Source organism: Phytopseudomonas flavescens (assembly GCF_900100535.1).
In the GTDB taxonomy this organism is placed as follows: domain Bacteria; phylum Pseudomonadota; class Gammaproteobacteria; order Pseudomonadales; family Pseudomonadaceae; genus Aquipseudomonas; species Aquipseudomonas flavescens.
Genome location: NZ_FNDG01000018.1, coordinates 39,207 through 51,068 on the forward strand (window position 1 = coordinate 39,207; position 11,862 = coordinate 51,068).

The 11,862-nt window shown below is 64.2% G+C and carries 8 protein-coding genes; 3 read left to right on the forward strand and 5 right to left on the reverse strand.

The window, feature by feature from the left end:
- Nucleotides 1-41: 41 nt before the first annotated feature.
- From BLR94_RS20260 to recQ, 4 genes are all read right to left on the reverse strand, one after another.
- A complete protein-coding gene (locus BLR94_RS20260) occupies nt 42-2,159 on the reverse strand; it encodes a motility hub landmark protein FimV (protein WP_244158238.1) in 2,118 nt (705 codons plus the stop codon).
- Nucleotides 2,160-2,397: 238 nt separating this feature from the next.
- Entirely contained in the window at nt 2,398-3,798 is a 1,401-nt protein-coding gene (locus BLR94_RS20265) for a DHA2 family efflux MFS transporter permease subunit (protein ID WP_084307855.1), read from the reverse strand.
- Nucleotides 3,798-4,232: a MarR family transcriptional regulator gene (locus tag BLR94_RS20270; RefSeq protein ID WP_084307854.1), complete on the reverse strand. Its 435-nt coding sequence runs from the start codon at nt 4,230-4,232 to the stop codon at nt 3,798-3,800. The genes BLR94_RS20265 and BLR94_RS20270 overlap by 1 nt, the downstream gene beginning before the upstream one ends.
- A gap of 381 nt (nt 4,233-4,613) precedes the next feature.
- Nucleotides 4,614-6,737, reverse strand: coding sequence for a DNA helicase RecQ (recQ, locus tag BLR94_RS20275; RefSeq protein ID WP_084307853.1), 2,124 nt, complete (start codon nt 6,735-6,737; stop codon nt 4,614-4,616).
- A 317-nt stretch (nt 6,738-7,054) separates the two neighbouring features.
- Here recQ and BLR94_RS20280 point away from each other — a divergent pair, with 317 nt between their 5' ends.
- Both BLR94_RS20280 and BLR94_RS20285 read left to right on the forward strand, forming a co-directional pair.
- Nucleotides 7,055-7,642 carry a UPF0149 family protein gene (locus BLR94_RS20280; protein ID WP_084307852.1) on the forward strand — a complete coding sequence of 196 codons (588 nt, stop codon included), beginning with the start codon at nt 7,055-7,057 and terminating at the stop codon, nt 7,640-7,642.
- A gap of 16 nt (nt 7,643-7,658) precedes the next feature.
- Entirely contained in the window at nt 7,659-8,060 is a 402-nt protein-coding gene (locus BLR94_RS20285) for a YbaN family protein (protein ID WP_084307851.1), read from the forward strand.
- Nucleotides 8,061-8,138: 78 nt separating this feature from the next.
- Here the strand turns inward: BLR94_RS20285 and pap are convergent, their stop codons facing one another.
- Complete coding sequence (gene pap / locus BLR94_RS20290) at nt 8,139-9,632, reverse strand: polyphosphate:AMP phosphotransferase (protein ID WP_084307850.1); 1,494 nt, start codon at nt 9,630-9,632, stop codon at nt 8,139-8,141.
- 185 nt (nt 9,633-9,817) lie between these two features.
- Here pap and mnmC point away from each other — a divergent pair, with 185 nt between their 5' ends.
- On the forward strand, nt 9,818-11,776 hold the full coding sequence (gene mnmC / locus BLR94_RS20295) for a bifunctional tRNA (5-methylaminomethyl-2-thiouridine)(34)-methyltransferase MnmC2/FAD-dependent 5-carboxymethylaminomethyl-2-thiouridine(34) oxidoreductase MnmC1 (protein WP_084307849.1): 1,959 nt from the start codon (nt 9,818-9,820) through the stop codon (nt 11,774-11,776).
- Nucleotides 11,777-11,862 lie beyond the last annotated feature (86 nt).

The window sequence follows — 11,862 nt, forward strand, 5'->3', positions numbered from 1 at the left end:
ACACGGCCAGCCCACCGTGGGTCTCGCCCAGGTCGCCGCGCCTAAGCGATGCGAGCCAGCAGTTCGCGGGCTTCCTGCCGCTCGTCCTCGTCGCCCTCGTTGATCACTTCGTTGAGGATGTCGCAGGCGGCCTCCAGGTCATCCTGTTCGATGTAGGCCATCGCCAGGTTGAGCTTGGTTAGGTTCTCGTGGTTGGTGACGAAACGGTCGAGACCTTCGGCGGATTCGGCCGGCACATCCTCCAGCTCCAGCCACTCGTCTTCCGGCCCCTGCTCCTCGACCAGCATCGAGCCAGCGAACGGGCTGCGGGCATCGTGGCCGAAGATATCGGCTGACTGCTCGGCCTCTGGTGCCGCCGGGGCATCCGGTTCGGCGCCTCCTCGCTTCTTGCGCGCGCCGTTCTCGAACGGGTTGACCAGATCCCAGTCGGCATCCAGCGACAGATCATCCAGGTTCAACTGGAAATCGTCATCCTGAGTCTGCTGCGCCGGTGCCGGCACCTCATCCAGTTCGAGGGTCAGCTCCTCCAAACCGTCCAGCGGTTCGAGGGGCTCCAGCGAATCAGCGGATTGCAGCGTGCCAGACGGCACTGTGAACAGCACCGGATAGCGAGCCTTGAGCCCGTCGATGCGCTCACCATCGAAGTCGGCCCGGCGCAGCGTCTCTTCCTCTTCCGCGAAAGCCGTCTTGTTGCCCTGTTGTGCCAGCACTTCGAGCAGACGGAAGCGAATGTCCAGGCGCTGCGGGTTGGCCTCGCTAGCCTGCCGCAACACCGATAGCGCCTCGCCCAGGCGCCCATAGGCCAGGTAGATGTTTGCCGCATCCAGCGGATCGGTGGGGTTCGGCTCCGCTCGCGCGACAACCGGTGCACGCATGGGCAGCGGCACGTCCACCAGCGTGGTGCGCAGCGCCTCCGGCGGCTCGGCAACCTCCGCTGCGGGCGCCTGGGCCACAGGCGGGACGACGATCAATGGTTCGCTGAGCGCTTCGCGGTCTGGCTTGCGCCTGCGCCGGAACAACAGCAGGAAAAGCGCCAGGAGTGCCAGCAGAGACGCCAACAGCACGTTCCACAGACTCCAGAAGCTTTCTGCGGGCGGCTCCGCAACGGGCGCAGCAGCGGTCTCCTGCGCAGCCGGTTGCTCACTCTGCACGTCAGGCAGCGCAGGTGTCGGAGCCTCCACAGGCGCCGGCCGCTGGGCGAGCTGCTCGAGCAATTGAGCGACCTGCTGATCGCGTGCTTCCATGCGCGTCATCAGATCCTTGAGCTGGTTCTGCACCACCAGCAGATCCTGCTGCAACTGCAGATTCTCGGCAGTCCGGTTGGCCACTTCCTCCTCGACACGGCGGATCTGCGCGATCACTTCCACCTGTGGCTCGGCAGGCTGCGGTGGCGCGGTATCGGGGATGATCTGCGCCGGTGTCTCGGGACGCGGTACGGCACCAGTCTGCACTGGCTGGCTCGGCGGCGCCTCCGGCATGCGCACGTGATCAGGCAGCAGCAGGGACACCCCGGCGCGCAGTCGATGGATGTCGCCGTTGCTGAAGGCCTGCGGGTTGAGCGCGTGAATGTCCAGCATCACGTCCTGTAGGGAAGACTGATTGCCCTCGACCCGCAGTTTGGAGGCGATGGTCCACAGACTCTCACCGCTGGCAACCTGGTAACGCTCGCCGCGGCTGGCGATCGGCGTACGACGCGGCGGCGCGTAAGAGGTGAACTGTTCGTTGCCGACCTGGGCAGCCTGGCTATTGTAGGAAGAGGACGTCGGCGGATCGAGCAGCACCGTGTATTCGCGCAGCAGCTGGCCGCCCGGACGCTTGAGTTCGACGATGAAATTCAGATAGGGCTCACGCACAGGCTGGTTGGAAACCACCCGCACCACACTGCGACCGCCACGCAGTACCGGATTGAAGCGCAGATCGTTGAGGAAGTAGACACGATCGACACCGGCGAGATTGAAAGCATCGGCGGGCGCCAATGCGACCCTGATATCCGAGGCGCTCATGTCGTCGCCGACCGCCAGTAGCTCGATCTCGGCGTTCAACGGCTGGTTGAGCGCCGAATGCAGGGTGATCTCACCCAGCCCCAGCGCTGGCGCCAGTCCCGAATAGAACGCCGACCCCGATACCAGGCCGATCAGTAAATGACGAACATGAGTCATAAAAGCTCCCGATAACTCCGCTCGAAGAGTCGCTGCAGCAACCGCGACCGAACCGGCCTTCCCACAAGATAGGGCGTAACGCAGCGCTGCGTCGGCAAACGCTCCTTGTCCCACCGATTAGTGAGTATGGCCTCAATTCAAAGGCTTGCGAGTTTTCAGCGCGCCCCATCCGCTGCACACGCAGCATCTGGCCATCATACGCAAAAAGTCAGAAATACGGCTACAGATGTGAACCACGTCAACGTTGTGACGGCCGAAGGTTCCAAGCGGCGATCACCGTGAGGACGAACAGCGCGCCCATCAATAAGTAACTCTGTTGAAACGCCACCACCTCCGCAGCAAAATCGCTGCCCTCCTGGCGATGGCGCCACTCCAGAAAGAAGGTCAACAGGTTCACCCCGAATGCGCCCCCCAATTGACGCACGAAGGTAATGGCCCCCGCGCCATGGGCAAGTTGCTCATGCTCCAGAATGTCCAGCGCCCCCGTGTTCAGCGCCGGGAGCAGGATACCCAGGCCGATACGCCCTACGCAGGCCCAGCCGCAAAGCACCAGAAACGACGCCCCCGGCTCCAGCCAGCCGAGCCCGAACGAAGACAGCGCGAGCATCAGTAAGCCGCTGACCAGCAGCACGGCAGTGGACAGGCGATCACTCAACCAGCCGCCAAGAAACGACGCAATGCCCATCAATATGCCCGTGGGCAGCAATAGCAGACCGGCCCGCCCGGCGCTGTAGCCCTCGATGGCCTGCACATGCAGAGGAATCAAGTAAGTGGTGCCGTACAACCCCATGCCCAGAGAGAGCGCCACCCAACTGGCCTTGCGGAAACCCACATGCCGCCAGAGGCCGAGGGGCAGCAGGGGCCGCACGCTGTAGCGGCTGCGCCAGAGAAAACCGCCCATTGCCAGAGTACCGACCAGGCCGGTCAACCACACGCGCCCCTCGCTCCAGGGAAAGCGCTGCGCCTCGGCCAGGGCACCGAGCCAGGCGAACAGGCCAACGCACAGCAGGCTGAACGCCCAGAGATCGAGAAAGGGTGTATTGCGCTGGCGCTCGCTGGGCATCAGAAACTGCCCGGCGAGCATCGCCAGCAGGCACATCGGCAGCGGCAGCCAGAACACCGCGTACCAGCCGAAACCATCGACCAGGTAGCCGCCGATGGTCGGTCCCAGGGTCGGCGCAATCATCACGCCAAGCCCATAGGCCCCCAGCGCGGTACCGCGACCGCCGCCAGCGAACACCTGGAAGATCAACACCATCGCCAGCGGCTGGACGATACCGGCGCAGAGCCCCTGGATGATTCGCAAGGCGATCAGTTGCCAGGCGGCATCGGCCAGCAGTGCCAGCAGCGAGGTGACGATGAACAGCCCGAGGCCTGCCTGCGCCGTATGCCGCGCCCCAAGGCGCGCCTGAGCCCAGGCCGACAGCAGCAGGCCAGCGGTCATGGCGGCGAGAAAACCGGTGGACAGCCACTGGGCGAGCGGTCGACCCACCTGGAAGTCGGCCATGATCGCCGGCAAGGCCACGTTGATGCTGGTCGACGCGAGAATCATCGCCATGCTGCCGAGCATCAGCACCACCAGCAGGTACTGCGGATAGCGTGGCCCGAAGCGTCCCTGCAAGAGAGACAGGCCCTGCATCAGCGCCGTTCCAGGTTACCCAGGATGCGCGCATGCACCTGCTGACACAGGCGCAGATCCTCCTCGTCGATGCCGGCGAAAAGCTCTTCACGTACTTGCGTGGAGATGGCCTCGATCTGCTCGATCAGCGGTTTGGCCGGGGGGCACAGGGCAATCTTCTTGGCACGACGATCCTCGGGCACCGGGTGCCGGCTGACCAGCCCCTGGGCCTCCAGGCTGTCGAGCAAACGCGCCAGGGTCGGCCCTTCGACCCCGACACTCTGTGCCAACTCGCGCTGAGTCGGTAGCTCGGCGAACCGGCCGATATGCAGCAGCACCAGCCAGCGCGCCTGGGACAGCCCCAGGCCGGCGAGCCGACGATCCAGCTCGGCGCGCCAGGAGCGCGACAACTGCGCCAATTGCATGGCAAAACGGTGTTGTTCGGCTTGGGACATTGAGGCAACTCTTGAAATTATCAAAAACTAATTATTAGCGAGCTAACCATAGCTTTTGACAGAGAGCAAGATTGCCGTCGTTGCGAGACAAGAGTCTGTCGTGGCGCTAGTGCCACATCACAGATCAAATGTCGTATCCGAGCGAACAGGCTGAGTGGCTGCTCAAAGGCGCAAGCGGACGCTCACCCCGTAGGGTGGATGACGCTCTTTTCATCCACCATTACGATTGCAGAGCGGTGGACGGGTAAAGCGTCGTCCACCCTACGACAGGCCGCTTTCGCCACATGGCTGCCATACCCCATTACGATTACCCCGTTCGCCGTCTCGGGCACATCTACCACCCTGGCCGACACATGACCGTTGTCGCGACCCTATCGCCGATCAGGCTTCGAATTCGGCTTGCAGGGCAGCACGCACACAATGCAGCACGCCCTCTTCCACACGCCCAACGAACAGCGGACTGATTTGCGCCACAGGCGGCAACTCACCTTCACCATCGAGAAACGCATCCTGAATCTCATCGAGCAGCTCTTCGGGCAGATCGAGGGCCTGTTCGAGGGAAATCTGCTGCTCGGCGATTGCTTCGGCGAGCAGCGAGTAGGCGCTCTTCTGGCTGCAACCGAGCTGGCTGGCGATCTGTGCGGGGGTCATCCCGGCACGGGCCAGGCTGACCAACTCGTGACGCAGGTCCACTACCGGCAGCGGCGTTTCGCTGCCAGCGAGCACCTCGAGGAAGGCATCGCCATAGCGCTCCAGCTTGCGTGCCCCCACCCCGCTGACACGGGCCATTTCCGCCAGCGTGGTGGGTTTGCTGCGCAGCATTTCCAACAGGGTGGCATCCGGGAAGATCACGTAAGGCGGCACGGCATGCTCTTCGGCCAGACGCTTGCGCAGGGCACGCAAGGCTTCCCACTGCTCGCGCTCGTCGCCACGCACCAGTTGGCGTGCAGGGCTGCCCGACGCCTTGGCAGTCTGTTGCGGTTTGAGGTCGCGGCGCAGTTGCAGCGTCACCTCGCCACGCAGCAAGGGCCGGCAGCTGTCTGACAGGCGCAGTCCACCGTAGCCTTCCAGGTCCACATCCGCCAGGCCACGAGCCACCAACTGACGAAACAGCGAGCGCCACTCGCCTTCGCTGAGCGCACTGCCCACACCGAAAACAGAGAGGTGCTGATGACCGAGGCCACGCATCTTCTCGTTGTCACGGCCGAGCAGAATGTCCACCAGATGGCCGACGCCATAACGCTGGCCACTGCGGTAGATGGCCGACAGCGCCTGGCGCGCCGGTTCGGTGGCATCCCAGGTCTGCACGCCGTCGGTGCAGTTGTCACAATGCCCGCAGGGCTGCGGCAGCTCCTCGTCGAAATAGGCCAGCAGCACCTGGCGACGACAGCGGGTTTCCTCGCACAGCGCCAGCATCGCATCGAGCTTGTGCTGCTCGACCCGCTTGTGGCGCTCGTCGCCTTCGGAGTTAGCCAGCATCTGCTTGAGGAAGATCATGTCCTGCAGCCCATAGGCCATCCAGGCATCGGCGGGCAGACCATCGCGGCCCGCCCGGCCGGTTTCCTGGTAATAGGCTTCCAGCGACTTGGGCAGATCGAGGTGCGCGACGAAGCGCACGTTGGGCTTGTCGATGCCCATGCCGAAGGCGATGGTCGCCACCATGATCAGGCCTTCCTCGTTGAGAAAGCGCTTCTGGTTGTAGGCACGCAGTTCGGCCGGCAGGCCGGCGTGATAAGGCAGCGCCGGGAAACCCTGCTCGGTCAGGAACCCCGCCACGTCCTCGACCTTCTTGCGCGACAGGCAATAGACGATACCGGCATCCCCCTTGCGCGCGGCCAGGAATGCCAGCAACTGTTTGCGCGGCTGCTCCTTGGGCACGATACGGTAGAAGATGTTGGGACGGTCGAAACTGGACAGGAATCGCTCGGCATTCTGCAGATGCAGACGCGTGACGATTTCCTCGCGGGTCCGCATGTCGGCGGTCGCGGTCAGGGCGATGCGTGGCACCTCGGGGAACGACTCGGCCAGTTGTCCCAGTTGCAGGTACTCGGGGCGGAAGTCATGCCCCCACTGGGACACGCAGTGGGCCTCGTCGATGGCGAACAGGGCGATGCGCAGTTGCTGCAGGAACGCCAGCATGCGCGGCTGCACCAAGCGCTCCGGGGCGAGATAGAGCATTTTGATCTCGCCGCGACGAATACGCTCGGCGATATCCCGCTGCTGATCGGCTTCCAGGGTGGAGTTCAGCGCCACCGCTGCCACGCCCAGCTCTTCCAGCGTCGCTACTTGATCGTCCATCAGGGCGATCAGCGGAGAGACCACCACGGCCAGGCCATCGCGCAGCAGCGCAGGCACCTGGAAGCACAGCGACTTGCCGCCCCCGGTCGGCATCAATACGAGCGCATCGCCACCGCTGGCTACGCGCTCGATGATCGCACCCTGCCGGCCACGGAAGCTGTCATAGCCGAATACGTCTTTGAGGATGCGTTGCGCCTGCTCGAGCATGTAGGGTCTCCGAATCGAGCGGGGCATTATACGCAAGTGTCTCGCGACCACGGGCAACCGATGCGTTTTTTAGCGTTTGGCACGCCCTTTTGCCTGCAACTCTGGTCGGGCTGGTTGGTCTGCTCTAACAGGTCGTTGAAAAACGCAGGCGAGGCAGTTGGTGCGATACCGGTGGCGGCTCCGCGGAAAGCAGGTGAGACGGTGTCGGAGTCGCGGGTGCCTTGACGAGCCTGTTTCGACGAAGCAACGGCAACGCAGATAGTTTTTCAGCAGCCTGCTAGAATCCAGCCTCGTTTACTTTTTCAAGGTAGCCACCGATGTCCTTCGCCGAGCAACTGTCCCGCCTGCAAGCCTTCCTCGATGCCGATGATCTGCATGAAGAAGCGCTGGACTATGTCGCCGCACACGGTTACCTGACCGCGCTGTCCATCTGCCCGGACAAGATCGAGACCCGCGAGTGGATCGATGCCCTCTTCTCGGAGCCGCCGCACTACCGCAGCGACGAAGAGCGCGATGACATCGAAGCCACCCTTGTCCAGTTGCAGGCGCACATCGCCCGTCAACTGGCCAGCGACGACGAGCCGGAAGTACCCTGCGAGCTGGATCTGGGCGACGAACCGGATGATTCCGATCTGCGCGGCTGGTGCATCGGCTTCATGGAAGGCGTGTTCCTGCGCGAGGCGGTGTGGTTCGACGATGCCGAAGATGAAGTCAGCGAGCTGCTGCTGCCGATCATGGTCGGCTCGGGCCTGTTCGACGAGCAACCGGAGTTCGCCGAAATTGCCCGTGACCGCGACCTGGTCAACAGCATGATCGAGCAGATTCCGGAATTGCTCACCGCCTTGTTCCTGCTGTGCAACGCCCCTGAAGAGAAACCGGCGCTGCTCAAGCCACGCCACCATTGATGGCGACGCCATCGATATGGCGCGCGAACCCTGCGAAACCCGCAATCCCCTGCTGCGCTACAGCCTGCTTGCCCTCGGCTGGCTGAGCGTGGCTCTGGGTGTGCTGGGCATCTTCCTGCCGGTACTGCCCACCACACCCTTTCTGCTACTGGCCGCCGCCTGCTTCATGCGCAGCTCGCGGCGCTTCTATCTGTGGCTGGTCCAGCACCCACGGCTCGGCCCATGGATTCGCGACTACCTGGAAGGCCAAGGCATCCCACGCAAGGCCAAGGTCTATGCCATCTCGCTGATGTGGTCGAGCATCGGCATTTCCTGCTGGCTGGTGCCGTTGCCATGGGCGCGGGCGTTCATGCTGACCAGCGCCGTGCTGGTCAGCCTGTACATCCTCAGGCAGAAGACCTTGCCGGATCGGCGCTGAACGGCACTCATCAAACCAGAAACCCGGCGCAGGCAGCGCTGCGACCACGCGGGATAACGCCCGCGGCCCCCCCTTTCCCTACCGCTTGTCCCTCTCGAATGCCGCTTCCAGCGCATCGTTGAGGGTACGCAGCACTTTTACCCTGGCGAACGGCTTGTCGTTGGCTTCTACCAGCGTCCAGGGCGCCAGGCGGGTACTGGTACGGTCGACCATATCGCCTACGGCTTCGCGGTACTGCGGCCATTTCTCGCGGTTACGCCAGTCCTCTTCGGTGATCTTGAAGCGCTTGACGGGGTTCGCCTCGCGCTCGCGAAAACGCATCAACTGGGTGTTTTCGTCGATGGCCAGCCAGAACTTCACCAGCACCACCCCGGCGTTGCTGAGCTGCTCCTCGAAATCATTGATCTCACCGTAGGCGCGCAGCCAGTCCGCCGGTTCGCAGAAGCCTTCGACCCGCTCCACCAGTACCCGTCCATACCAGGAACGGTCGAACACGGTGAATTTGCCACGCGCCGGAACATGCCGCCAGAAACGCCACAGATAAGGCTGGGCGCGTTCCTCCTCGGTCGGCGCCGCCACTGGCACGATACGGTACTGGCGGGGATCCAGCGCGGCGGCGACCCGACGGATCGCCCCGCCCTTGCCAGCCGCGTCATTGCCTTCGAACACCGCCACCAGAGCATGACGCCGCATGCGCTTGTCGCGCATCAACTGCGCCAGGCGCGCCTGCTCACGCGTCAGTTGCTCACGGTAGTCGACCTTGCTCAGGCGCACGCTCATGTCCAGGCTGTCGAGCAGGCTGCGCTGGTCGGTGCGGGTCATCAGCGGCGTGGCATGGGGCAAGGGCGCGCGTTCGCCGGTACCACGCAGTGCTGCCTGCAAGCCGTCGAGAAGAATGCGCCCGACGGTCAGGCTACGGTAATTGGCATCCGCGCCTGCGACGATGTACCAGGGTGAATAGTCGCGACTGGTGCGACGCAACACGTCCTCGCCAGCCCGCACGAACTTGTCGTAGGTCTTCGACTGCTGCCAGTCCAGTGGGCTCAGGCGCCAGCTGTGCAGCGGGTCATCGCGCAGCGTCTTCAGGCGCACCAGCATCTGTTTCTTGGACAGGTGGAACCAGAACTTGAAGATCAGCGTGCCTTCGTTGCACAGCATCTGCTCCAGGCCCAGTGCGCCGTCGACGGCAGCGTTGAGGTCGTCCTTCTTCAGGTCTCCGTGCACGCGGCCCTGCAGCATCTGGCTGTACCAGTTGCCGAAGAAGATGCCGATCCGCCCCTTGGCCGGCAATTGCCGCCAATAGCGCCAGGCGGCCGGCCGCGCCAGTTCTTCGTCGGTCTGCTGATCGAAGGTACTGACCTGAATCAGCCGCGGATCCATCCATTCACTGAGCAGCTTGACCGTCTCGCCCTTGCCTGCCCCTTCGATACCGTTGATCAGAATGATCACCGCCAGGCGCCCCTGCTCGCGCAAGGCGTATTGCGTTTCGAGCAGAGCCTCGCGCAGCACCTGCTCTTCGGCCTCGAAGGTGGCCTTGTCGATGACGTGGTCGATCTCGGCAGATTCGAACATAAGCACCTCTTCCTGACATGTACGCCCAGCCTAGGTGGCGTTGATGTTCCAGTGCAAGCAGCGTCGTCGAGACGCTCTCGGGCATCGCTCCGCTCGAAGCGGGCCGCGCAATGCTGCGCGCCTGGCGCCACAACACCATCACCCGCCTGTTAGAATCGCCGCCCTGTCCGCTCCGGAGTCCTGCCATGGCCGATCAATACGCACAACTCGACTGGGACGAGCAGGGCCAGCCCACTTCGCGCCAATACGCCGATGTGTATTTTTCCCGGGACAATGGCCTGGAAGAAACCCGCTACGTGTTCCTGGCCAACAATGATCTGCCGCAGCGCTTCGCCGCGCTGCAACCTGGCGAGCAGTTGGTGATCGGCGAAACGGGGTTCGGCACCGGCCTGAATTTCCTCTGCGCCTGGGAGCTGTTCGAACGGCAGGCGCCAGCCGGGGCACGCTTGCATTTCGTCAGCGTTGAAAAACATCTCCTCAGCCAGGCCGATCTGCAGCGTGCACTCGCCCTGTGGCCATCGCTGCAGCGCTACAGCGAGCCGCTGCTCGCAGGCTATGTGGGGCTCAACCCGGGCTTCCAGCGCCTGGTATTCGACGCCGGCCGCGTGGTGCTGACGCTGCTGATCGGTGACGCCACAGCCATGCTGCCGCAGCTCGATGCGCGTATCGACGCCTGGTTCCTCGATGGTTTCGCGCCGTCGAAGAACCCCGAGATGTGGACGCCCGAGCTGTTCGCCGAACTGGCCCGGCTGAGTACGTCGCACACCACCCTCGGCACCTTCACGGCCACCGGCTACGTTCGCCGTGCGCTCAGCGCGGCAGGCTTCCAGATGAAACGCGTGCCCGGCCTCGGCAAGAAATGGGAGGTCATGCGCGGCACCTTCGACGCGGCGGCGAGCCCCTCGGGCAAGCCCTGGTTCGCCCGCCCCGGGTATCGCCCCAGCGAGCGCCGAGCCCTGGTGATCGGCGCCGGGCTGGCCGGCTGCGCCACCGCTGCCAGCCTTGCCGCCCGCGGCTGGCAGGTGGATTTACTCGAGCGGCACGCGGCCATCGCCGAGGAAGCCTCGGGCAATCCGCAGGGCGTGCTCTACCTCAAGCTGTCCGCCCATGGCACCACGCTGTCGCGGCTGATCGTCGATGGTTTCGGTTACACCCGCCGGCTGCTCGAGCGCCTGCAGAAAGGCCGGGACTGGGACAACTGCGGCGTGCTGCAGTTGGCTTTCGATGAGCGCGAGACGCAGCGCCAGAGCAAACTCGCCGGCGCCTTTGCCGAGACGCTGCTGACCCAGCTGGATCGCGAACAGGCCGAGCGCCGCGCCGGTATCGAACTGGCCAGCGGCGGGCTGTTCTATCCCGACGCAGGCTGGGTGCACCCGCCTGCGCTCTGCCAGCATCTGATAAGCCATCCCAATGTGCATCTGCAGGGCTGTCGGCACGCCTTGCAGCTCAAACGCACAGACGGTGAATGGCAGGCCTGGGGCGGCGAGCAACTGATTGCCAGGGCTGCGGTGGTGGTGCTCTGCGGGGCGGCGGATATCACCCGTTTCGAACAGAGCGCGCAGCTGCCACTCAAACGCATTCGCGGGCAGATCACTCGGCTGCCGGCGTCCCCTGAAAGCGCAACGTTGCGTACGGTGGTGTGCGCGGAAGGTTATGTGGCACCGCCGCGCAACGGCGAACATACCCTGGGGGCCAGCTTCAACTTCGCCAGCGACGACCTGGCGCCGAGTGCTGCCGAACACGCCAGCAATCTGGAGCTGCTCAGAGAAATCTCCGCCGATCTGGCCAAACGCCTGCAGGTCGACAGGCTCGAGCCCGATACGCTGCAGGGTCGTGCGGCCTTTCGCTGCACCAGCCCGGATTACCTGCCGATCGTCGGACCACTGGCAGAGCCTGGTGCCTTTGCCGAAGCCTACGCGGTGCTGGCGCGCGACGCCCGCCAGGTGCCGCAGGCCCCCTGCCCCTGGCAGGAGGGTCTGTATATCAACAGCGGTCACGGCTCCCGTGGACTGATCACCGCACCGCTGTCCGGCGAACTGATCGCCGCCTGGCTGAACGACGAACCGCTTCCGGTCGCGCTGGACGTCGCCGAGGCCTGCCATCCCAATCGTTTCATGCTTCGGCAACTGATCCGCCAGGGCTGAGCGCTGATCATGGGTGCGCGGCACCTGCAGGATCGCAGGCCGCATACCTGTACGAGCGCCCCCCCCCCGCCACGAAGGGTAGTGGC